Below are 22,341 nucleotides of genomic sequence, written 5' to 3'. Positions count from 1 at the left end.
CCCGCAGATACAGGCTCCCGCAAAGGACCCGCTGGAAGGCAAAGCCCGTTCCCAAAACCTCGACCCGCATCCACGACCACAATGCTCAGATCCTTCACAAGCGCAGGGTTCTGGTGACCGTCATCAAGCACAATCACATCCGCCCCCGCAGCACAGGCCGCAACACCGCCCGCCGCACGGTCCTTCGACACCCAGACAGGCGCGAAGGACGACAACAAAAGGGGCTCATCCCCGACAGCCGATGCATCATGCACACGCGCATCAACCCGCACAGGACCAATCAACCGCCCACCATGCCCGCGAGAAACAATATGCGGTGCGTGACCGAGCGCCTGAAGGAGCTGCACAACCGCCATAACCGTCGGCGTCTTCCCCGTCCCGCCCGCATTGATGTTACCAACGCAGATAACCGGAATATTCAAACGCAACCCCTCACGACAAACGCGACGAGAAGTCGCATAGGCCGTCAGGCAGCCGAGCGGGGACAAAGCAAGTGACAAGACAGAGAGCCTAGACCCCCAGAATAACGGAGCACGCATCAAGGCGATTTCAGACACTGGCACAATGAGGACACAAGATCCTCGAAGGCCCCCGCGCCCGCGGTTTCGATATCCCACGCATTATAGCTCAGGAATGCGGAGCGGTGGGGCGCAAGAAATTCGGTCACCGCTTCGGGGAGATCCTCGGGCTGCTGGAGCCGTTTACTTCCTTGGACTGCCTGCAACGACTGGTAGAGCGCCGGGTATCGCCCCGCCTCCGGCCCGTGTAGAATAGCCGAACCGAGAGACGCCGCCTCGTAGGGCGAGCGCGCACAGCCCGCAGCGGCAAAGCTCCCCCCGAAATAGGTCACCGGCGCAAGGCGGTACCATAGCCCGTAATCCTCAGCGTCATCGGCGATGAAAATCTGCGTATGCTGGTCCGGCTCGCCCTCGAGAGAGCGTCGCGCCACATGCCAGCCCTCCTCCGTGAGACGCTGCGCGAGATCGATCGCGTCGCCGCTGGCTTCGGGAGCAAGGATCAGCAGCAGACGGTGGGCCTGACGTAAAGCCTGTCGATGGGCCGTCAGAACAATCTGCAGCTCGCTTTCGGGAACCGAGGCCGCAAACCATGTCGGACGGTTCTGCAACAGGCCGCCCATCGCCGCAAGTTCCGCCCCAGAACAGGGCAGAGGCGCGGGCGGCAGGGTCAGCGGGCCGCTCGTGATCAGGCGGTTGGGGGGCGCGCCACGCGCGATCAGGCGCAATGTCTCGGGGCGGTCCTGTGCCAGAATAGTATGGAAAAGACGCAACAGACGGCCCGCATAGGGCGCATCCTCGGCACCTGTGCAGGCGGCAAGCATCACCGGAATGCCTGCAGCTTGCGCGCCGGAGATCAATCCGGGCGGCAAGGCACGCCCCAGAAGCAGCACGAGCGCTGGCTTCCACACTCCAAGCGCTGCGTGAATATCGCTGGCGGTATCGGCGGGATCAGGCAGCGGGTGGCAATCGCGCGGGAGCGCCAGGCGCTCGACCAGTGCGGCCGGACCCGTCACCACGAAAGGATGCTCGGGCAGGCGGGTGCTCAGAAGCTGCAGGACAGTTTCGATATCATGCTCGGGGGCGGCCTCCGAGACGCGGATCCAGATCGGCGCTGCCGGGCGGTCTGCGATGGGCGGCAGACGTTCCGGCAGGGCAGAGGGCCGGTTCAGCCCCGATAATTTCAGGTGCAACCAGAGCGGAACCGGCATGATAGGCGATCAGAATCCCAGTTCAGCGGTGGGGGCCGCTTCCATTTCCTCGTCGCGCAGACGGTGAAGATGCGCGATGAAATACCGCATATGGGCGTTGTCCACGGTGCGTTGCGCTTCGGATTTCCAGGCGTTGAAGGCTTCCGCATAATTGGGATAGATCCCGACGATGTGGATATCTTTGACGTCGCGGAATACGGTCTTCTGCGGGTCGATGAGTTCGCCGCCGAAGACGAGATGCAGACGTTGCGTCGGAGATTTGGGCATTTCGATGAACCTCTCTTGTGAGAATGTCGCGACCCTATGCCACATGGCGGGGTTTCTCAAGCTATGGGTTGCATTTGGCCGCTTTTCAAATGCGTGAGCAGGGGCTACCTAATTGGCATGACACAGACACTTACCCAGATCTACGAGGCCCGCGTGGCCGAGGGCGCTCTGCGTGGCGATGACGCGCAGCGGGCCGTTTTGCCGCTTCTGGAGCGCGTTCGCCGCGATCTGGAAACCCCTGCCGCCGCACCGCAGAAAACCGGTTTTTTTGCGAAATTCGCCAAGAAAGCCACGCCCGAGCGGATCAAGGGGCTTTATCTTTGGGGTGGCGTCGGGCGCGGGAAATCCATGCTGATGGATCTCTTCTGCGAGGCGGTAACGGTCCCCAAGCGGCGCGTCCATTTCCATGCCTTCATGCAGGAAGTGCAGAACGATATCGAGAAAGCCCGCAAGGCCAAGGTCGAGGATGCCATCCAGCCGGTCGCGAAACGAATCGCATCCGAGCTGAAGCTGCTGTGTTTCGATGAGATGCAGATCACTGATATTGCAGATGCGATGATCGTGGGGCGCCTGTTCGAGCTGTTGTTTGAGGCCGGTGTCGTCGTGGTGACCACCTCCAACCGCGTGCCCGAAGATCTTTATAAAGATGGCCTCAACCGTCAGCTTTTCCTACCCTTTATCGCGATTTTGCGTGACAGACTGGAAGTTCACGAAATCATCTCGGTCAATGATTACCGTCAGAACCGTCTCTCCGGGAGCCAGGTCTATTTCACGCCCGCAGACCGCGAGGCGAAGGCGCAGATAGATGCGCTCTGGGATGAGCTGACCGGCGGCAATGATGAGCCGCTATCGCTGGCCTATAAGGGGCGCGAAATCACGTTGCCGCATTACCACAATGGTGTGGCGCGCGCGTCCTTCTGGGATCTCTGTGCCGCAAATTTAGGCGCTGGAGATTACCTCGCAATTGCCGAAAATGTTCGTGTTTTGTTTCTTGACGCGATTCCGCGTCTGGATTCATCGAACTTTAACGAGGCTAAGCGTTTTGTAACCATGATCGATGCACTCTACGAGGCAAAGGTCCGGTTGATCGCTTCTGCGGCAACCGAGCCGGAGCACCTCTATAACGAGGGCACCGGCAGTTTCGAATTTGAACGCACCGCCTCCCGTTTGCGCGAAATGCAGGCCGAGGATTGGGGGAAAACCGACGGAGACTGACATGCAGGCCCTAGAGCGCGATATTTCACAGATCGAAGAGATCGAAGCGGTTGCCCGTGATCTGAAACGCGCTCTGGAGCAGTTGCCCGGCTGGGCGGGTACCCGTGTGGAAGAGGTGCTGCGCCTGACGCCCGAACGGGCCGTGGTGGTCATCCGTCGTCGCGACGAATATTTCGTGCTCAAGCAGTTCTTCGGGGAGAAAGGTCCCGCAAGGGCGACGCTGATGGCCGAGGCGCTGGGGCATGCCGCGCATATGCAGGACGGCGCGTATCGGGTCGTGCCGCTGGTGGCCTCATATGCCACACAGGGCATTGTTATCATGGCCCGCACGCCGGGGCTACGGATGGACCGTATTCTGGCGGATGCCGTGTCCGAGACGCGGCTGCGGCTGGTGGGGGCGGCAGGTCACTGGCTGGCGCGCTATACCGAGCCCACCCGTGCCGAGGGGCGCTTCTATGCGACCTTCTGGCTGCGCCAGATCGAGGATCTGCCGCATCGCCATATGCAGGGCGATGCGCGCGAGTTGTCCTTCCAGATCCTCGACAAGATGGCGCGCATGGCACCCGATCTGAACGGGCGCGCGGTAATTCGCGCCCGCAGCCATGGCGATTTCGTTGTCCGTAACCTGAACGTTGCTCCCGATGGCGAAACACTCTGGGGTTTTGATATCGACCGCTATCCGCTGCAACCTGTGGCGCGGGACGCGGCGCGCTTCCTCACTTGGCGGGCGACCGACGGGGTCGGGCATCCAGCAAAAGCAGGGCTGCCCAGGGACGAGGTATCCGCGATGGCCGCAACCGATCTGCTGCCGCAGGAAGAATGGCACGATATCGTGCCATTCTTTGCAGGCGAGACCCTGATCCGGCGTTTTGCCGACCGCATGAGCGACATGGACCGGCTGGTTCCTGTCGCCCGTGCATGGCTGGCTTAAGCGGGCATGTCGGCGAGGATCTCGCGCACGCGCGGGATCACCTGCGTGCCATAAAGCTCGACATTGCGCAGGATGGCCGAGGCTTTCTGCGGACCCGAGCTGTATTTCAGCTGGAACCGGCCCAGCCCGAGCGTAGCAACCGTTGAGGCGATCTTGGAGGCAACAGTTTCGGGGGAGCCCACATAGAGCGAGCCATGCTCGATCTCGCGCAGATAATCCTCGCGCCGCAGCGGCGGCCAGCCGCGCGAGGCGCCGATGGCGGCATGCATCTTCTGATAGCCTTCGAAATAGGTCTCGCGAGCGATCTCGTCGGTTTCGGCCACAAAGCCCGGGCTATGCACACCCACCTCTTTTGGTGTGGTGCCCATTTGCGCATGCGCGCGGCGATAGAGGTCCACAAGCGGTGCAAACCGCGCGGGCGAGCCGCCGATAATCGCGATCAGCAGCGGCAGGTCATGCGCCGCCGCCGAGATGATGCTATCCGGCGAGCCGCCCACACCGCGCCATGTGCGGATCGGCATCTCGGGGCGCGGATGGACCGTGGCGTTCTTCAGGTTCGGACGGAAGCGGCTCTCGAAGCTCACTTTCTCGTCACGGATCAGCTTCACGAACTGCTCGAACTTCTCCTCGAACAGCGCCTCGTAATCATCGAGCGCGAAGCCGAAGAGCGGGAAGCTCTCGGTGAAGGAGCCACGGCCGAGGGTGACCTCGGCGCGGCCCTGCCCGAAGGCGTTCATCGTGGCAAAGCGCTGGAACAGGCGGATCGGGTCATCCGAGCTCAGCACCGTGACCGAGGTCCCGACCCTGATGCGCGAGGTCTGCGCCAGAATGGCGGACATGATCGGCTCGGGGCTCGAGATCGCGAAATCGGGGCGGTGATGTTCGCCCAGACCGATGAAATCCGCGCCTGTTTCTTCGGCCAGAATGCCCTCGGTAACAGTATTGCGGATCACTTGCGCGGGCGACAGGCGCGCGCCGGTATCGTCGGTGGTGATGTCCCCGAAAGTGTCGAGGCCGAGTTCGAGATGGGTCATGGGTTGGCTCCTTCGCTTGGCCGCAATCTATGCAAAAAAGGGGCCGGTCTCCTAGCCCCTCCCAGCGCACAAGCCCTGTTCGGCCCGAGAGATCAGCCGAGAGATCAGCCGTTCTCGCGCAGGATATTGCCCGCCAGATAGAGCGAGCCGCAGATCAGCACGCGGGCCTGCGGGTCTTTGGCGACAATATCTGTCAGGGCCTGCGCCACATTGTCTGCCTCGGCCACATGGCCGAACCCCGCCCGTGTCGCGGCCTCTGCGGTGGCCTGCGAGGGCAGTGTGTTCGCCTCATTGGGGATCGACACGGCGGTCAGGCTTTCGGCGCGCTTGGCCAATGGGCGCAGATAGCCCACAATATCCTTGGTGTTGAGCATGCCGCAGATCAGGTGCGTCGGGCGATTGCCCATCCGGTCGAGCGTCGCAGCGATCATCTCTCCGGCGGCAGGGTTGTGCCCGCCATCGAGCCACAGCTCCGCATCCTGTGCAGCCTCGACCAGCGGGCCGGTCTTCAGGCGTTGCATCCGCGCGGGCCATTCGGCACGGGTGACAGCCGCCTCGCAGGCCGCCTCGTCACAGCCAAGGAACCGCAGCGCTGCCAGAACGGCACCGGCGTTCATCACCTGATGGGGGCCGGGCAGATTGGGCAGCGGCAGATCCAGAAGGCCGGTCTCGTCCTGATAGACGAGCCTGCCGGCTTCCTCGCGCACATGCCAGTGCTGGCCATAGGCCAGAACCGGCGCACCCAGACGCGCCGCGCGGGCCTCGATCACCTCCAGCGCCTCGTCATGCTGCGGGCCTACGATCACCGGCACCCCGCGCTTGATGATACCCGCTTTCTCGCCCGCAATCTCTGCCAGAGTCTCGCCCAGATACTGCTGGTGATCGAGATCCACCGGCGTGATGATCGACAGCGCGGGCGTGATCACATTGGTCGCATCGAGCCGCCCGCCGAGCCCCACCTCCAGCAAGGTGTAATCGGCCTGATGGCGCGAGAAGGCCAGAAACCCCGCGCAGGTGGTGATCTCGAAGAAAGTGATGTTCTCGCCGTTATTCTTGGCCTCGCATTCATCGAGCATGGCCGACAGCTCCGCCTCGGAGATCAGCTCTCCGGCCAGACGGATGCGTTCGTGGAAACGTGCCAGATGCGGCGAGGTATAGGCATGGACGGATTTGCCCGCCGCCTCGAGCCCCGCGCGGATCATGGCCTGGGTGGAGCCCTTGCCATTGGTGCCTGCGATATGGATCGCTGGCGGGATCTTGGTCTGCGGCTCGCCAAGCGCGGTCAGCAGACGCTCCATCCGGTCCAATGTCAGGTCGATGATCTTGGGATGCAGCCCCATCAGACGCTGCAGGATGATATCGGACGTGTCACTCATGGAAGCCCCCTAAGGCATAGGCAATCAGGGTGCGCCAATGGCGCATCCCTGCGCGGGGGCGGGGGCTCGATGCCCGCGGCGCCGCGACCCGCCGATATCGTCACAACTGTGCCGCGTCGCTACGGCACGAACCCTCAGCTTTTGGCTGCGGCTTTGGCAGGTGTCTCGGCAGGGGCCGCCGCTGCAGGCGCGGGCGCCGCCTCGGGGATGTCGGCCTTGATCTCGGGCGCGGGCAGGTCGGCTGCCACAGCAGGCGGCATGTTCATCATCATGCGGATGATGGTGATCAGCTCCTCGCGCAGTTCCTTGCGCGGCGTCACGCGGTCAAGCATGCCGTGATCCAGCAGATATTCGGCGCGCTGGAAGCCCTCGGGCAGCTTCTCGCGGATTGTCTGCTCGATCACGCGGGGACCGGCAAAGCAGATCAGCGCATTGGGTTCGGCAATCTGCACATCGCCCAGCATCGCATAGGAGGCGGTCACACCGCCGGTTGTGGGATGGGTCAGCACGACGATATAGGGCAGGCCCGCCTCGCGCAGCATATCCACGGCCACGGTCGTGCGCGGCATCTGCATCAGCGACAGGATCCCTTCCTGCATCCGCGCGCCACCGGCGGCCGAGAACAGCACCAGCGGGCGGCCCAGTTTCACCGCGCGCTCGGCGGCGGCCACGATGGCATTGCCGACATACATCGACATCGAGCCACCGATGAAGCTGAAATCCTGACCGGCAGCCACAATAGGCGTGCGGCCGATCTCGCCCTCGACGACCAGCATGGCTTCTTTCTCGCCGGTCTTCTTCTGGGCAGATTTCATCCGCTCGGGATATTTCTTCTGGTCCTTGAAATGCAGCGGATCGACGATCGGCTCGGGGACTTTCACCTCGGTGAAGATACCGCCATCAAACAGCGCCTCGAACCGCTTGCGCGGGCTGATCGCCATATGGTGGTTGCAATTCGTGCAGACATTCAGGTTCTGAGCCAGTTCGCGGTGAAACAGCATCGACCCGCATTCCGGACATTTGGTCCAGAGATTTTCCGGCGTGTCCCTACGCGAGAAAAGCGAGTTGATCTTCGGGCGGACGTAGTTCGAGATCCAGTTCATGTCTTTGCGGCCCCTTTGGCTCCTATTGCGGTCCAGATAAGACGGGTCGAACAGAAATGCAATCAACGAGCGTTCAAACCCGCAGGCTGAGCCGGATCAAAAGCCAAGAAACCGTAATTGACGCACCATCGACCAACATAAGCGGGGCGATTGTGTTAAAATCTTGGAGATTTGCGACCACACTGAACAGCGAGATCCCGTCGAGATGGCCGTAATAGCTGATCAGCAGGATCGCCGAGAGGTTATTGACGAAATGGAAGGCCAGCGCTGCCCCCAGATTTCCGGTGCGCGCTGTCAGATCGGCCGCCAGCAGCCCGTAGAACGCCGCCCAGACCACCGGCCAGAAGGACATCGCGCCAAAAGTCGTCCCGTCATAATGAAGCGCCCCGAACAGCAGCGAGGGCAGGCCCATCGTGATCCACAGATTATTGCCCGACCACGCGCCCAGCTGCTGCATCAGATAGCCGCGGAACAGCACTTCCTCGGCGCCGATCTGGAGGAAGACCAGCGGGATGATAAGCGGCCACCAGGGTAATGCCGCCGAAAGCGCTGTGGAATGGCCGACATCGGGGGCCATCGAGGTGAACCATGCCAGAATGATGGTGAGCGCGAGAAGCGGCCAGAAGGCACGACGGAAATCCGACCCCGTGCCCTTACCCAGAAGGCTGCGGGGCGTGCGTTTGCCCAGATATTGCGTGACGGTCATCACGCCCGCCACCAGCGGCAGGAAGCTGCCCAGCAACACTGCCACACCAAAGGGGCTCGAGCCGTTCGCGATCTCCTGCAGCCGGAACATCCGCGCCAGCCCGCTGGTGTGGGCGAGGCTCGTCCCCACCAGTATCGAGGCACCCAGCCCGTAGATCACCACGATCGCGATCAGCCCGATCAGCGTCCGCCACAGGGCACAATGGGCACGGGCCGGTGCAGTGAAGCGGTCAAGAAGCGGGTAATGCGGCACGGTCTATCCGTTCGGTTGAGGTCGTGGCCCAAGCTAAGGGCTGCGCGGGCGGTTGTCACGCTGATCGGTGTGGGGCTTTCTCTTTACATTTACGCGGGTCGGGCAGATGGTCGCGTTCTCGTTACTGCCCTCAGGAGGTCCCATGTTTGAAGTGTCACTCGATCTGGCCATGCTGCTTCTGGGGGCGGCCTTCTTTGCGGGGTTTGTCGATGCCATTGCGGGCGGGGGCGGGCTGATCACCGTGCCGATCCTGATCATGGCGGGGGCCTCGCCGCTTCAGGCGCTCTCCACCAACAAGGTGCAGGGTGTGTTCGGTGCGGCGACCTCGGCGCTTTCCTATGCGGGTTCGGGCCATGTGGACCTGCGCAAACAGTGGAAGGCGGCGCTCCTGTCAGGGGTCGCGGGGCTCGCGGGCGCTATTCTGGTCTCGAAAATTCCGACCGATGGTCTGCGCTATGCGCTGCCGGTGGTGCTGATCGCGATCGCGGCCTTCTTCGCCTTCCGTCCGGGGCTGGGCGACGAGGACCGTGTCGAGCGTATCCGCCCCGCAGCCTTCACCGCCTTTGTCGTGCCGCTGGTCGGTTTCTATGACGGGTTGATCGGTCCGGGGACAGGCAGCTTCTTCATGATCGGGTTCGTCATGCTGGCGGGCTATGGTGTGCTCAAGGCCACAGCCCATACCAAACTGCTCAATTTCGCCTCCAATGTCGGCGGTCTGATCGGCTTTGCCGCGATGGGCGCGCCGTGGTGGGTGATGGGCCTGTCGATGGGCGTGGCACAGATCTTCGGGGCGCGGCTCGGCTCGCACATGGCCATGAAGAATGGCGCGAAACTGATCCGTCCGCTGCTGGTCGCGACCTCGAGCATTCTGGCGCTGAAGCTGATCTGGGATCTCCTCTGATCAGCCCCGATCAAAGGCCATATCATAGGGGAGCGCGAATTCCTCTAGCGTCTGGCGCAGGGCCTCGCGGTCACATCCTGCCTCCGCACGGATGACGGCCACCAGTCCGCGCGTGCGGTCCTGACGCACCTCTGTCACCTTCGCGGCCAATCCGCGCTCGGTCAGCGCGCCCGACAGCACCCGCCCGATCGCCCGACGGCGCAGCTCGGGTTTGTAGATCTTGCCGACAGCGGTCTTGGGCAGTTCGGGCAGGATCTCGATATGTTTCGGGATCGCGGCACGTTCGTGGACATTTGCGCGCAGATAGTCGAGCAACTGCTCCTCGCGGACCTGATGGCCCTCGCAGAGTTCCACATAGACGCAGGGCAACTCGCCCGCAAAGGCATCGGGCTGGCCGATGGCCCCCGCATTGGCGATGGCCGGATGGCGCGCCAGTGGCTCCTCGATCACGGCGGGGTCGATATTATGGCCACCACGGATGATCAGATCCTTGGCGCGACCGGTGATCCACAGATAGCCATCGGCATCGACGCGGCCCAGATCGCCGGTGCGCAGGAAGCCGTCCTCGGTATGATGGGCCTCGCCATTGGGGCAGGTATCGCGCGCGACACCCGGACTGCGCACACAGATCTCGCCGATCTCGTCCACCGCGCATTCGATGATGTCGCCGAATTCCTGACGGCGGATGGAGACATCGGTATAGGGCATCGGGATGCCGATCGAGCCGATCTTCTTCACCCCGTCCGGCGGGTTGACTGACACGAGGCAGGTGGCTTCGGTCAGCCCGTAGCCCTCGGTGATTTCCACGCCGGTGGCGGCGGTGAAACGGTGATACAACTCGCGCGGCATCGGCGCAGAGCCCGAGATCGCAATTCTGAGCGAGGAGATATCGGCATCCACCTTGCGCTGCATCAGCGCCGAGGAGGCCGTGGGCACGGTGATCAGGAAGGTTACCTTCCAGCGCGCGATCAGTTTCCAGAAATTGTCGAAAACGCCTTCGCCACGATAGCCCGCAGGCGTGGGATAAACGATATGCGCCCCGCTCGCGATGGCCGACATCAGCACCGGATAGGCGGCGAAGACATGGAACATCGGCAGCGGGCACAGGAGCACATCCTGCTCGTTGAACAGCATATGCCCGCCCAGCCAGCCGTTATAGACCATCCCCGAGACCCGATGCCGCGCGATCTTGGGTGTGCCGGTGGTGCCGCCCGTGTGGAAGATCGCAGCGATCCGGTCCTCGGACGGGTCCTCGAACTGCAGCGTCGTGGCTTGGTCCGCGCAGGCCGCGTGGAAATCGTGATAGGTCCGGCCTTCGAGCCGCGGCACCTTGGGGCGGATCATCGGCACGACGAGCCGTTTGAACCCGCGCAGATAGCGTGTCAGATCGACCTCGATGATATCGGTCACCTCGGGCGCGTCCTTCAGGGCTTGCGCCACTTTCTGCGCGATATCGGTCTTGGGGAAGGCGCGCAGGGTGATCACCGCGCGGGCGCCCGTCTCGCGCAGCAGGCTCGCGATATGCGCGGGATCAAGGAGCGGGTTGATCGGGAAAACGGTCGCGGCCACGGTGCCTGCCAGAAAGCTGACCACCGCCTCGTTACAATTGGGCAGGATATAGGCCACGCGGTCTTCGGGCCCGAGCCCGCGCGCGCGTAGCAGATTGGCCAGACGGGTGACCTGAGCGTGCAGGCCGGCCCAATCGAGCGTCTCGGCCGGTGCATCGGCCCCGGAGAATAGCTGGAAGGAGATCGCCGGACGGGCGGGATGCGCCTGTGCCGTCTGCGACAGGAAGCGGTAGATGGTGGAAGGTGTCGGGCGCGCCTGCCATGGCATTTCGGCCTCGATCGCGATCCGGTCCTCTATCGTTCTGAAATGTTTCATATCGCGGGGTCCTGCTTGTCGCGCGGAATCTGGGGCCTGAGCCTGAGTGGCGTTGCACCATATGTAGACAATCCGGCGCGGCAAATCCATGATCTCTCGCATCGGCGGGAGAGGCGCATCGAGGGGGATTTGCGGGAGATTTCCAACAATGATGTGAAATCCGGTAACAGGGGCTTTCCTGTCAGGTCAATTCTGCGCTATTATCGCCAGATCGAGTTCAATTACGTTTCGCGCTGAGAATAAAGAGCATAAGCCGTTCTGGCGGAACCGAGGCACCAAGCAGCTGGAGGCTGTATCTATGATGAATTCCGTTCTGCGCAGCACTGTTGCCGCCGCGATGACCTGCGCAGCCATGAGCCTGCCCGCCGTCGCGCAAGAGACGACCAACCGTGTTGCCGCCGAAACCGACTGGAGCGTCTTTGTCGAGGGCAATCCAAAGGAATGCTGGGGCGTGTCTGCCCCCAAGACGACCGTCAACAGCAAGGATGGCCAGCCGGTGCAGGTGCGCCGCGGTGATATCCTCCTGTTCGTGACCTACCGTCCGGGCAAACAGCCCGAGATCTCCTTCATGGGCGGCTACCCGTTCGAGGGCGGCTCGACCGTTGATATGGATGTGGGCGGCAAGAAGTTCACGTTGTTCACCGATGGCGAAGGCGCATGGGCGGGCTCCGCTGATGAGGATAAAAAGATCATCGCTGCGCTGAAAGCCGGTGCCGATGTCACGCTGACCGGCCACTCGGGTCGCGGCACGCAGACCAAGGATACCTTCTCGCTGATGGGCTTTACCGCTGCGATGGGCGAAGCGGAGAGCCGCTGCAAATAAGCGGTTGCTGACTGTGATTTGAAACGGGCCCGTCGAGGCCCGTTTTTTCATGCGCGGTGTCAGGGGCGGCCTTGCTGGCAGCGGGCTGACCTTTGCGTGACTGGCGAAGCAGTCTGCGCGCCTCTCCCGGACGGAGCACGGGGAGGGCGGGCTGCGGAACGGACATGCCGTGCAGCTCGGGATGGGTCTTGATCACTTCTGCGCCCGGAAACAGGCTTTCTACCGTCGCACCATTCACGAAAAGGATGCTGTGTTTCGGTAACAGGATATTCCGCATTTCGACTGCTTTGGCCGTCGAGGTCGCACGGATCTTCTGGTCGGTCCGGCCGGCGTTGCACGCGCGACGGTGGGCACAGTCGCGCAGGGCGCAGATATCGGGATGGCAGCCATGTTTGGCGGCGGTCAGGAAATGCGGCAGATCGGGGTGCGGACCGCTGAGGGCCAGCCTGTGCTGCGGCGAGAGATGGAGCGGATGATAGGGACGATGCGTATCGAAATGGTGTCGCGGCACCCTGACGACCGGATCGCGCCTCGGTCGGAGCAGGCTGGTGCCGATCCAGAGGACCCTTTGCGGCCCGTTATCTTGTGTATCGACCAGATCACCTACGCGTAGGGATGCAATCGGACGGTCCCGCCCGCCCGCACGGATAAAGGCATGACTGTCGATACACAAAATGCTCTGGCTTTGAATATTGTAGCCGACCGGCGCCGCATCGACCACGAGTGCAATGGCGCCGGTCAGATTGGGGGCACCGTCGGGATAGATGAAATAGATTTGTCCGCCCGCATCCTGCGCGATGATCAGATCGACAGCTGTGCCTGTCGGTATGATGACACTCATGAAACTGACGCCGGGCTGGGCCAGCCCCGAACCGATCATGGTCAATGTCTTGCCGCCGGAGATGAAGGTCTCGCCAACGGTCAGCAAATGGTCCTCGTCCGTAAGGGTTTGACCGGTCTGTAGTGCGCCGAAATTGCCCAGAAGGATTGTCTGGTTCGAGCTCATCAGATCATTCAGGACGAGCCCGCCATTATAGGTCTGTTGGGAAACTGTTGGCATCGGTGAGTGATGAACGTCAGGGTTGATGTGGCGTAGGTGAGTCTTCCTTGGGTTGATAATCTTCCTACAAAGATAATGAATGGTTTATGATGCTCGGATACTTTTGCATGTGGCACAGGGCGGCCTTGTAGGGAGCGGGACGCCGCGGCTGCCTTTGGTATTTGTTTTTTTCTGCGAATCCTGTATAGGGGCCACTCATTTTCAGGAAATCGCCATGACCGACGCATCCGCACCGATCACGCAGGACGTGCTGACGATCCCGCGCAAAGACCTCCAATCCGACAAGATCAATCTTGTCGGTCTGACCCGCCCGCAGCTGCGCGCGGCGCTGATCGAGGCTGGCACGCCCGAGAAGCAGGCGAAGATGCGTGAGGGCCAGATCTGGCAATGGGTTTATTACTGGGGTGTGCGCGATTTCCACGCCATGACCAATCTGGCCAAAGCCTATCGCGAGATGCTGGAGGCAAAGTTCGAGATCCGTCTGCCCGAGGTGGTCACGCGCCAGATCTCGGAAGACGGCACCCGTAAATATCTGCTGCGCATTCAGGGCGGGCATGAGGTCGAGGCCGTCTATATCCCCGAAGAGGGCCGCGGCACGCTCTGCGTGTCAAGCCAGGTGGGCTGCACGCTGACCTGCTCGTTCTGCCATACCGGCACGCAGAAACTGGTGCGCAACCTGACTGCAGGCGAGATTGTGGGCCAGCTGATGCTGGTGCGCGATGATCTGGGCGAATGGCCCGAGCAGAACTCGCCGAAAAACGAGCAGCGCCTTGTGTCGAATGTCGTGCTGATGGGCATGGGCGAGCCTCTGTATAACTTCGACAATGTCCGCGATGCGATGAAGGTCGTGATGGATGGTGAGGGGCTCTCGCTCTCGCGCCGCCGGATCACCCTCTCGACCTCGGGTGTGGTGCCGGAGATTGCCAAGACCGCCGAGGAAATCGGCTGTCTTCTGGCGATCAGTTTCCATGCCACCACCGACGAGGTGCGCAACAAGCTGGTGCCGATCAACAAGCGCTGGAATATCGAGACGCTTCTGGATGCGCTGCGGGAGTATCCACGCCTGTCCAATTCGGAACGCATCACCTTCGAATATGTGATGCTGAAGGATGTGAACGATACCGATGCGGATGCGCGCCGTCTGGTGAATCTGATCAAGGGCATTCCTGCCAAGATCAACCTGATCCCGTTCAACGAATGGCCCGGTGCGCCCTATCAACGCTCGGATTGGGAGCGGATCGAGCGTTTTGCCGATATCATCTACAAGGCGGGCTATGCCTCGCCGATCCGAACGCCGCGTGGCGAGGATATCATGGCCGCCTGTGGCCAGCTGAAATCCGCGACCGAGCGGGCCCGCAAATCCCGCAAGGAAATCGAGTCCGAAGCAGGGCTTTGAGCAAAAGGCCGCCCATCGGGGCGGCCTTTTCCGTTCTGTATGAGGGTTGTGTGAACCTGTCAGGAACCGCGCGCGGCAACGCAGCGTTTTGGCCCCATCAATAATGGATGGAGCGGACAATGACGCGGACCGAACAGCGCGATATTCTCGACGATTGGCATGATCTGATGAACATGAGCCCCGCCGAGCTGGAGGCGTGGCTCGAGACCGAGGAAAGCCGCAGTGCCTGTGCGATGGTGGGCCGGAACAGCCAGTTGACCGCGTTGAAGGTGCTGGAGCTGGCACGGTTGAAACCCACCGACCTGACCGCAGCCGAATGGGCCAAGATGCGCGAGATCACCTTCGATATCGAGCGGTCACTTGCCGCAGGCCGCCCTTCGGACGCTGCCGCCCAAACCGCATGGCGTTATGCGCTGATGAATTACGGACATGATCCTCTGCGCTATTGAGGCGTCACATCGGGGGAACATTCCCGTGATCCGCTGCGTTGGCAGTCCATGACGGAGACCCCCATGACCGATGTGACCATTGCCGCCCCCGAACCGTTTGCCCTTTTACCGCAGATGCGGACGCCGGATGGCAAAGCCCGCCGGATCGGGGTGGAGATCGAGTTCTCGGGCCTCGACGAGGCCCGCACCGCGAAACTTGCCGCCGAGTTTTTTGGTGGCGAGGCGCATCAAACGGATGGTGCGGATTGGGACGTGCGTGGCAGCCGGATCGGGGATCTCGAGATCTATCTTGATATCGCTCTGCGCAAAACGCTCTCCGGCCCGTTGCGCGATCTGGGGATGAAGATCGGGCGCGAGGTGGTGCCTGTCGAGATCGTGACCCAGCCGCTGAAGCTCGACCAGATGGCCGAGTTATCGGAGTTCATGTCCATGCTGCGCGAACATGGGGCGCTGGGCAGCGAGGCGAGCGCAGTCTACGGGTTCGGGATCCATTTCAACCCGGCAATTGCCGGGCCAGATCAGGTGGTGCGTCCGCTCCTGGCCTATGCGCTTCTGGAGCCGTGGATGCGCCGCGCCCTGCCGATCGAGACGACGCGGCAGGCGTTGCCCTTTACCGACCGCTATCCCGAAAAACTGGTGCGCCATTTGGTGGAGCTGGGCATGGATGCCAGTCTGCCCGATGTAGTGCGCGCCTATCGTGAGGCCACTCTGTCGCGTAATCACGGGCTGGATATGCTGCCGGTCTTCGTGGAGCTCCATCCCGAGATCATCGCGGCGACGGATGGCAAGGGCGGCACGGTGAAACCGCGCCCCGCCTTCCATTTCCGTCTGCCCGATTGCCGCATTTCCGACCCAGACTGGTCGCTGGATTACGAATGGCGCCGCTGGTGGCTGGTGGAGACGGTGGCCGGTAATGATGCCGTGATGCGCCGGTTGTGCCGTGATTGGGAGAAGGAGCATTCGGGGATGAATTTCCTCGGACTTGGCTGGCCCGAACGGGTTGGCGCGATTTTGCGCGGGGCGGGCCTGATTGCATGAGACGACCGCTGATCGGCGTGACGACCTCGGTGAAAACCGGCTGGCGTGTGTTCCCCTTCATTGCCTTCGGCGTGTGGCTGGCCGGTGGCCGCTCCATCCGCTGGAGCGCGGGCGACGAGGCCGATGCGGCATCGGTGGACGGCGTTATCGTGGGGGGCGGCGATGATATTTCGCCCGAGCTTTACGGGGGCGAGCTGGTCACCACCGCTGTGCTGGATCCTGCGCGCGATGCGCTGGAGGCGGGGCTTGTGGCGCAGGCTTTCGGGCTGGGAAAGCCTGTGCTGGGGATCTGTCGCGGCTCGCAGATGCTGAATGTGGCTCTGGGTGGCAACCTGCATCAGGACGCCTATAGCCATTACGGCGCGCGCAAACATTCGACCCTTCTGCCCAAGAAAGACGTGCAGGTGGTGGACAACACCCGCCTTGCGCAGCTGGCTGGCACGGCGCCGATGCGGGTCAATGCGCTCCATTCCCAAGCGGTAGACCGCTTGGGCGAGGGGCTGGTGGTGGCCGCACGCGACCCCTCGGGCATGGTGCAGGCGATCGAGCGGGTGTCCGAACCCTTTGCCTTGGGTGTGCAGTGGCACCCCGAATACCTTACCTATGCCCGCCGCCAGCGGGCGCTGTTCCGCGCGCTGGTGGCGGCGGCCCGCGCCTGCTGCGAGGACCGCGCCCAGCTCGAGGAGGTCAGCGCCGAGGCGCTGAAACCCTAAGCGGCCATCAGCACTCGCAATCGGGCTGGAACCCGTCAAGCGCCGCCATCGCCTCTTCGGCGGTTTCCACGAAAGTGATCAGATCCAGATCGTCGCGCGCGATGGTGCCGGCCTCGGCCAGCGCCTCCCAGTTGATGATCTTTTTCCAGAACTCCTCGCCAAAGAGGATGAAGGGCACCCGCTTCATGCGTTTGGTCTGGATCAGGGTCAGCGTCTCGAACATCTCGTCGAGCGTGCCGAAACCACCGGGGAAGACGACCACCGCTGCCGCCCGCATCAGGAAATGCATCTTGCGGATCGCGAAATAGTGGAAGTTGAACGAGAGCGAGGGCGTGACATAGGCATTGGGGGCCTGTTCATGCGGTAAGAGGATATTGAGGCCGATGGATTCGCCCCCTGCCTTATGCGCGCCCTTGTTACCGGCCTCCATCACCCCCGGACCGCCGCCGGTGCAGACCACCAGCTCGCGGCCATAGGCCGCCAGCGAGCGGGCGGTGACCAGCTCGGCAAAACGTTCGGCCTCGGCGTAATATTTCGTGAGCTCACCCAGGTAGGGCGTCTTGGCGGTATCCTTCTTCTCGGGCGAGGGGATGCGCGCGCCGCCGAACATTACCACCGTCGAGGTGATCCCGCGCTCGTCCATGACAAGTTCGGGCTTGAGAAGCTCGAGCTGCAGCCGCACGGGGCGCAACTCCTCGCGCATGAGGAAGTCCTTGTCGGTAAAGGCGAGTTTATAGGCAGGCGAGCGTGTCTGCGGCGTGTCCGGCACCCGCTCGGCAAAGTGCGCATCCTCGGCGCTGTCGCGCAGCGTCGAGTTATGGGGCTCTGGAAAGTCGGGGTTGTAATCGGTGGCCATGGGGAACTCCTGTCACTGGTTGCACTGAATCTAGGCGGTTTATGAAGGCTTCGCCAGTGTCGCAGGATAACGGTTTGGCATTGAGAATTTCCAAAACCGCTGGCATTACGTGACCCGAACAGAAATGCTTGGAGAAGACCATGTCGAATGCACAGCTTGAAGCGGCGATCGAAGCCGCTTGGGAGACCCGCGACACGATCACGCCCGCAACCACCGGCGAGACCCGTGAAGCCATCACCGATACCCTCAACGCTCTCGATTCCGGCGCGCTGCGCGTGGCCGAGAAACAGGCAGATGGTAGCTGGCATGTGAACCAGTGGGCGAAGAAAGCCGTGCTGCTGGGCTTCCGTCTGAAAGACATGGAAATCCACGAAGGCGGCCCGCAAGGTGGCACCTGGTGGGACAAGGTCGACAGCAAGTTCAAGGGCTGGGGCGAGGACGAGTTCCGCTCGGCAGGCTTCCGCGCGGTGCCGAACTGTGTCGTGCGCCGCTCGGCCTATATCGCCAAGGGCGTGGTCCTGATGCCCTCCTTCGTGAACCTCGGCGCCTATGTCGATGAAGGCACCATGGTCGACACCTGGGCCACCGTCGGCTCCTGCGCCCAGATCGGGAAAGGCGTGCACCTGTCGGGCGGCGTCGGTATCGGTGGCGTGCTCGAGCCCATGCAGGCCGGCCCGACCATCATCGAGGATAACTGCTTCATCGGTGCGCGGTCCGAGGTTGTCGAGGGCGTGATCGTCCGCGAAGGCTCGGTTCTGGGCATGGGTGTCTATATCGGCCAGTCGACCAAGATCGTGGATCGCGAGACCGGCGAAGTGATGTATGGCGAAGTGCCGCCCTATTCGGTGGTCGTGTCGGGTTCGATGCCGTCGAAAAACGGCGTGCATCTCTACTGCGCGGTTATCGTGAAGCGCGTGGACGAGAAGACCCGCTCGAAAACCGGTGTGAACGAACTGCTGCGCGACTGATCGCGGGACAGCTAACAGAAAAAGGGCTGCTCTGCGGAGCGGCCCTTTTTTAGTGCGGTCGGGGCAGGCAGGCGTTTATTGCGCGCAGCTCCCGATGATCTGGCGCAGACGGATCAGCGCTTCCTCGGCCTTTTGGGCAGAGTCTTCCAGCCCCGCGGCGATATTCTCTTTCAACGACTCGTCCAGCGCTCCGTTCCGGCGCAGCATTTTGGCACCGCATCCGATCACGGTGGTGATATTGGCAAGCGTATGGGCGATCTCTTGCAGATCCTGCTGCGGATCGGGAAGGCTTTCTGCGGTCAGGCGGGTGGCGCATACGAGGATATTGGAGACCGTCTCCTCGCGGTTTTTCAGCGGGATCAGGGTGATGGACCATGAGGTCTCATAGCCCGGACCCTGCCAGACCGTCTCGAACGCGCAGCGCTGGCCCGAGAAGGCCAGATCCACACAGTTGCGGGCCATCTCGCCATCAACGCCCATCAAGACATCACGCCATGCGCGGGAACATTTCTCGACAAAGCCATGGTCGGGCAGGGCCAGACCCTGCCGGTGGGCGGCCACGACCTGCCTCTCGCGGTCGATGATGATCGCACTGGTCAGTGCTGTTTCGGTGGGCAGTGCCTGCAGATGGCCTGACAGTGCCGGAAGAGCCTGATTTTGCGTGAATTCTTCCGTGAAAAGCATATGAGCTTCTCCAATATCGATCATCTCTTGGCCGACAGTATCATTAGAATAGGTCAATCATGCAAGATTTTTGTATATTATAAAGGAGCCCGGGAACGACGCATGCCGATAGTTACAGGTTTTTACGATTTCACGGAACCCGATCTCGGTATGCGGTGTTGTGCCTCCAAACGCATTAAGCATGGAGTAAACACATGGCCGGACTTGGTTGGATTGCCGCAATTATCGTGGGTGGCCTTGCAGGGTGGATCGCTGAGAAGTTGATGCATTCGGATATGGGCCTGCTGATGAACATCGTTCTGGGGATCGTCGGCGCTGTCGTGCTCAACTTCATCCTCGTCGCGATCGTCGGTACCACGCTGGGTGGTTGGATCGGTCAGCTGATCGTGGGTGTCATCGGTGCCTGCATCCTGATCGGCGGTTACCGCATGATCCGCCGCGCATAACCTGCGCCGCACCTCATTGTCTCGGAAGAGCCTGCCCCTCGGGGCAGGTTTTTTCGTTTGACGGCAGGGCGCGCGCTTTCTAAGCGGGAGCAAAGGAGCGCCATCATGCCAGATACCCCCGCCGACAAGCCTGCCGAGAAGCCCGCCGACAAAGCCGGGATCAAAAAGCCCAAACGCCCGCAGGAGGTCTATACTCTGGTCGTCGAGGTCGGGCGCTGTGCCAATGACGGGCTGCCCAAAGGGGCTACCGGCGGCGCACTGATGTGCTTTGCGTCCGGCGTGGACGAGGCCGAGGCGGTGCGTGAAACCGTCGCCATCCTGAAGCAGGCCGAGCTGGCACCGCTTGATGTCAACAGCTATGGAACGCTGGCCGAGCGCGAGGCACAGGGCCATGAGGTGAGCGAGGACGAGCGCGCTCTGATGCAGCGGGCGCTTGACGAGAATTCGGTCATCGTGGCGCAGATGACACCGTTCTACAAAGACAGCTGAGGCGGCGGAAAGCTGCTGGGCTCGAGGAAATTCACACTCGATCACAGCGGCTTCATTGCAACCTATCGGCGGCCTGCTACACTGTAGGGAAGGCGGCGCGAAGCCGCATTTCCGAGCAGATAAAAGGGACGCCCATGTATCGCGCCGCTAAAGTGACTTTGATTTCCCTGATGGCTTTTTCCAGCCTCTCGGCCTGTGCGGGGCCGGTCGAGGTCTCGCCCCGCCCGCTGATGCGCGGGGCCGATCCGGTCGCCGATCCGGTGCCAGATACCGATCCTGCGACACAGGCCCGTTTCGAAGCATGGGTGAACAACTTCCGCGCGCGCGCCCTTTCGAACGGGATCTCGGCCGGGACATGGGATCGCGCCACCCGGGGTATCAAATATAACCCCAAGGTGATCGAGCGCGACCGCTACCAGTCCGAGTTCACCAAGTCGATCTGGGATTATCTCGACAGTGCCGTCTCTGACACCCGTGTGAGCAATGGCCGTGCCGTGCTTTCGGAAAACCGCGCGGCCCTGACCCAGATCGAGGCGCGCTATGGTGTGCCCAAAGAGGTGGTCGTGGCCGTCTGGGGGATGGAATCCAATTATGGCGCCAATCGTGGCAAGATGGCGGTGATCCCGTCTCTGGCGACGCTCGCCTATGACGGGCGCCGCGGCGAGTTCTTTGCCAAGCAGCTGATCGCCGCGCTCCAGATTATCGATGCGGGCGATATCGATGCCGCGCATATGACCGGCTCGTGGGCGGGGGCGATGGGGCATACCCAGTTCATCCCGACCTCCTATCTGACCTATGCGGTCGATTTTACCGGCGATGGCCGCCGCGATATCTGGTCGAGCGATCCCACCGATGCGCTGGCCTCCACCGCCTCCTATCTGGCGAAATCGGGCTGGCAGCGGGGCGTGGAATGGGGGCGCGAAGTGGTTCTGCCCGCAGGCTTCAATTACGGTCTGACCGGCAAGGGCACCCGTAAATCGGCGTCCGAATGGGCGGCGCTGGGTGTGCGTGATGCGAATGGCCGCAGCCTGCCCGATATGGGGCCGACATCGATCATCGTGCCGGCGGGGGCCAAAGGGCCGGCCTTCCTGATCTCGGGCAATTTCCGCGCGATCCTGCGCTACAACAACGCCGATAGCTACGCGCTGGGCGTGAGCCATCTTGCCGACCGTATCGCGGGCAAGGGGCCGTTTGTGCAGGACTGGCCGCGCACCGGCAAACCCCTGACGCAGGCGCAGAAAGTCGAACTGCAGGAGCGCCTGACCGCACGCGGTTTCGATACGCAGGGGACCGATGGCAAGATCGGGGCCAATACCACCGAGGCGATCGTGGCCTATCAACGCTCGGCGGGGCTGTCGCCTGATGGCTATCCCACGCTCGAGCTCTTGCAGACGCTGCGCTAACGCGCTTTCATGGCGGGACCAATCAGGAGCCCGCCATGACATCCTCGCCCGTGACTGCCCCGCTACAGACGGCCTTTGCTGCCATTGATGCCGCGAATGCCCAAGACCCCACCCTTGAGGACGGCCAGCCTGCAGCGTTGCTATATGGCCAGCGCATGAGCGCCGAGCAGGAGGGGCTGTTCCCCGACGCCTCCGACCGTCTGAAGATCGCGGCCCGTGGCCAGCATATCGAGCGCTGGACCCTGCCGCGCAGCGATTATCCCGAAGGCCGCGCCGGATATCTGGAATGGCGCCGCGAGCAGGGCCGCCGCCATGCGGCGCGCGTGGGCGGCATCATGGCCGATGCAGGCTATGGCGAGGAGGATGTGGCGCAGGTCGAGAAGATGCTGCGCAAGGAAGGTCTCAAGCGCGATGCGGAGGTGCAGGCGCTGGAGGATATCATCTGCTTCACCTTCATCCGCCATTATCTGGGCGATTTCGCACAGACGCAGGAGGCCGACCAGCTTCTGTCTATTGTGCAGAAGACCGCCCGCAAGATGTCTCCCGAGGCAAGGGAGAAGGCTCTGGCGGCCTTCGAGATGCCGCCAGCCTTTGCCGAGGCTTTTATATGAAAACCCCGAC

The 22,341-nt window shown here is 62.3% G+C and carries 24 protein-coding genes; 13 read left to right on the top strand and 11 right to left on the bottom strand.

The window, feature by feature from the left end; translation table 11 throughout:
* The 3 genes from lpxK to VSX56_RS15530 form a co-directional block, all read right to left on the bottom strand.
* Window positions 1–539 (bottom strand): tetraacyldisaccharide 4'-kinase (lpxK, locus tag VSX56_RS15540; RefSeq protein WP_350938460.1); only part of this gene is annotated, 539 nt, incomplete at its 3' end.
* Complete coding sequence (locus VSX56_RS15535; RefSeq protein ID WP_350938458.1) at window positions 539–1,726, bottom strand: 3-deoxy-D-manno-octulosonic acid transferase; 1,188 nt, start codon at window positions 1,724–1,726, stop codon at window positions 539–541. The genes VSX56_RS15535 and lpxK, both read right to left, overlap by 1 nt.
* Window positions 1,727–1,735: 9 nt before the next feature.
* The gene (locus VSX56_RS15530) at window positions 1,736–1,993 is read right to left on the bottom strand and encodes a DUF4170 domain-containing protein (protein ID WP_339113851.1); all 258 of its coding nucleotides are present in this window, start codon (window positions 1,991–1,993) and stop codon (window positions 1,736–1,738) included.
* 117 nt (window positions 1,994–2,110) lie between these two features.
* Between VSX56_RS15530 and zapE the strand changes: the two genes are divergently transcribed.
* Together zapE and VSX56_RS15520 are read left to right on the top strand one after the other, a co-directional pair.
* Entirely contained in the window at window positions 2,111–3,208 is a 1,098-nt protein-coding gene (gene zapE, locus VSX56_RS15525; protein ID WP_350938456.1) for a cell division protein ZapE, read from the top strand.
* Window position 3,209: 1 nt separating this feature from the next.
* Complete coding sequence (locus VSX56_RS15520; protein ID WP_350938454.1) at window positions 3,210–4,139, top strand: hypothetical protein; 930 nt, start codon at window positions 3,210–3,212, stop codon at window positions 4,137–4,139.
* Here the strand turns inward: VSX56_RS15520 and VSX56_RS15515 are convergent.
* The 4 genes from VSX56_RS15515 to VSX56_RS15500 form a co-directional block, all read right to left on the bottom strand.
* The gene (locus tag VSX56_RS15515; RefSeq protein ID WP_350938452.1) at window positions 4,136–5,173 is read right to left on the bottom strand and encodes an LLM class flavin-dependent oxidoreductase; all 1,038 of its coding nucleotides are present in this window, start codon (window positions 5,171–5,173) and stop codon (window positions 4,136–4,138) included. The genes VSX56_RS15520 and VSX56_RS15515 overlap by 4 nt on opposite strands.
* 104 nt (window positions 5,174–5,277) lie before the next feature.
* A complete protein-coding gene (locus VSX56_RS15510; RefSeq protein WP_350938449.1) occupies window positions 5,278–6,549 on the bottom strand; it encodes a bifunctional folylpolyglutamate synthase/dihydrofolate synthase in 1,272 nt (423 codons plus the stop codon).
* A gap of 134 nt (window positions 6,550–6,683) precedes the next feature.
* The gene (gene accD, locus VSX56_RS15505; RefSeq protein WP_339113846.1) at window positions 6,684–7,652 is read right to left on the bottom strand and encodes an acetyl-CoA carboxylase, carboxyltransferase subunit beta; all 969 of its coding nucleotides are present in this window, start codon (window positions 7,650–7,652) and stop codon (window positions 6,684–6,686) included.
* 73 nt (window positions 7,653–7,725) lie between these two features.
* Window positions 7,726–8,610 carry a CPBP family intramembrane glutamic endopeptidase gene (locus VSX56_RS15500; RefSeq protein WP_350938446.1) on the bottom strand — a complete coding sequence of 295 codons (885 nt, stop codon included), beginning with the start codon at window positions 8,608–8,610 and terminating at the stop codon, window positions 7,726–7,728.
* Window positions 8,611–8,752: 142 nt separating this feature from the next.
* Here VSX56_RS15500 and VSX56_RS15495 point away from each other — a divergent pair, with 142 nt between their 5' ends.
* A complete protein-coding gene (locus VSX56_RS15495) occupies window positions 8,753–9,511 on the top strand; it encodes a TSUP family transporter (protein ID WP_339113844.1) in 759 nt (252 codons plus the stop codon).
* On the opposite strand, the gene VSX56_RS15490 is transcribed toward VSX56_RS15495, so the two are convergent.
* On the bottom strand, window positions 9,512–11,395 hold the full coding sequence (locus VSX56_RS15490; protein ID WP_350938444.1) for an acyl-CoA synthetase: 1,884 nt from the start codon (window positions 11,393–11,395) through the stop codon (window positions 9,512–9,514). It lies immediately after the preceding gene.
* Between the two features lie 298 nt (window positions 11,396–11,693).
* Here VSX56_RS15490 and VSX56_RS15485 point away from each other — a divergent pair, with 298 nt between their 5' ends.
* On the top strand, window positions 11,694–12,218 hold the full coding sequence (locus VSX56_RS15485) for an invasion associated locus B family protein (RefSeq protein WP_339113842.1): 525 nt from the start codon (window positions 11,694–11,696) through the stop codon (window positions 12,216–12,218).
* Here the strand turns inward: VSX56_RS15485 and VSX56_RS15480 are convergent.
* On the bottom strand, window positions 12,178–13,278 hold the full coding sequence (locus VSX56_RS15480; protein WP_350938442.1) for a Hint domain-containing protein: 1,101 nt from the start codon (window positions 13,276–13,278) through the stop codon (window positions 12,178–12,180). The genes VSX56_RS15485 and VSX56_RS15480 overlap by 41 nt on opposite strands.
* Before the next feature lie 214 nt (window positions 13,279–13,492).
* Here VSX56_RS15480 and rlmN point away from each other — a divergent pair, with 214 nt between their 5' ends.
* From rlmN to VSX56_RS15460, 4 genes are all read left to right on the top strand, one after another.
* On the top strand, window positions 13,493–14,674 hold the full coding sequence (rlmN, locus tag VSX56_RS15475) for a dual-specificity RNA methyltransferase RlmN (protein WP_350938440.1): 1,182 nt from the start codon (window positions 13,493–13,495) through the stop codon (window positions 14,672–14,674).
* 119 nt (window positions 14,675–14,793) lie between these two features.
* Complete coding sequence (locus tag VSX56_RS15470) at window positions 14,794–15,123, top strand: DUF3140 domain-containing protein (protein ID WP_339113839.1); 330 nt, start codon at window positions 14,794–14,796, stop codon at window positions 15,121–15,123.
* A 63-nt stretch (window positions 15,124–15,186) separates the two neighbouring features.
* Window positions 15,187–16,161 (top strand): amidoligase family protein, encoded by a 975-nt coding sequence (locus tag VSX56_RS15465; protein WP_350938437.1) that lies wholly within the window; start codon window positions 15,187–15,189, stop codon window positions 16,159–16,161.
* The gene (locus tag VSX56_RS15460; protein ID WP_350938435.1) at window positions 16,158–16,874 is read left to right on the top strand and encodes a gamma-glutamyl-gamma-aminobutyrate hydrolase family protein; all 717 of its coding nucleotides are present in this window, start codon (window positions 16,158–16,160) and stop codon (window positions 16,872–16,874) included. The genes VSX56_RS15465 and VSX56_RS15460 overlap by 4 nt, the downstream gene beginning before the upstream one ends.
* Before the next feature lie 7 nt (window positions 16,875–16,881).
* Here the strand turns inward: VSX56_RS15460 and VSX56_RS15455 are convergent, their stop codons facing one another.
* Window positions 16,882–17,730 carry an LOG family protein gene (locus tag VSX56_RS15455; protein ID WP_350938433.1) on the bottom strand — a complete coding sequence of 283 codons (849 nt, stop codon included), beginning with the start codon at window positions 17,728–17,730 and terminating at the stop codon, window positions 16,882–16,884.
* Window positions 17,731–17,870: 140 nt separating this feature from the next.
* Here VSX56_RS15455 and dapD point away from each other — a divergent pair, with 140 nt between their 5' ends.
* Complete coding sequence (dapD, locus tag VSX56_RS15450; protein WP_350938431.1) at window positions 17,871–18,698, top strand: 2,3,4,5-tetrahydropyridine-2,6-dicarboxylate N-succinyltransferase; 828 nt, start codon at window positions 17,871–17,873, stop codon at window positions 18,696–18,698.
* A 75-nt stretch (window positions 18,699–18,773) separates the two neighbouring features.
* Here the strand turns inward: dapD and VSX56_RS15445 are convergent, their stop codons facing one another.
* The gene (locus VSX56_RS15445) at window positions 18,774–19,382 is read right to left on the bottom strand and encodes a hypothetical protein (RefSeq protein ID WP_339113834.1); all 609 of its coding nucleotides are present in this window, start codon (window positions 19,380–19,382) and stop codon (window positions 18,774–18,776) included.
* A 194-nt stretch (window positions 19,383–19,576) separates the two neighbouring features.
* On the opposite strand from VSX56_RS15445, the gene VSX56_RS15440 reads away from it, so the two are divergent.
* The 4 genes from VSX56_RS15440 to VSX56_RS15425 all read left to right on the top strand — a co-directional run bounded on the left by VSX56_RS15440 (window position 19,577) and on the right by VSX56_RS15425 (window position 22,331).
* Complete coding sequence (locus VSX56_RS15440) at window positions 19,577–19,828, top strand: GlsB/YeaQ/YmgE family stress response membrane protein (RefSeq protein WP_339113833.1); 252 nt, start codon at window positions 19,577–19,579, stop codon at window positions 19,826–19,828.
* A gap of 105 nt (window positions 19,829–19,933) precedes the next feature.
* Entirely contained in the window at window positions 19,934–20,317 is a 384-nt protein-coding gene (locus tag VSX56_RS15435) for a DUF8846 family protein (RefSeq protein ID WP_350938429.1), read from the top strand.
* 170 nt (window positions 20,318–20,487) lie between these two features.
* Entirely contained in the window at window positions 20,488–21,720 is a 1,233-nt protein-coding gene (locus VSX56_RS15430; RefSeq protein ID WP_339113831.1) for a lytic murein transglycosylase, read from the top strand.
* Window positions 21,721–21,755: 35 nt separating this feature from the next.
* Window positions 21,756–22,331 carry a DUF4202 domain-containing protein gene (locus VSX56_RS15425; protein ID WP_339113830.1) on the top strand — a complete coding sequence of 192 codons (576 nt, stop codon included), beginning with the start codon at window positions 21,756–21,758 and terminating at the stop codon, window positions 22,329–22,331.
* Window positions 22,332–22,341 lie beyond the last annotated feature (10 nt).

Source organism: Thioclava kandeliae (assembly GCF_040297545.1).
GTDB lineage: Bacteria > Pseudomonadota > Alphaproteobacteria > Rhodobacterales > Rhodobacteraceae > Thioclava > Thioclava kandeliae.
The sequence above is the reverse complement of the archived record's forward strand: the minus strand, read 5'-3'. Positions and strand labels throughout refer to the sequence as shown.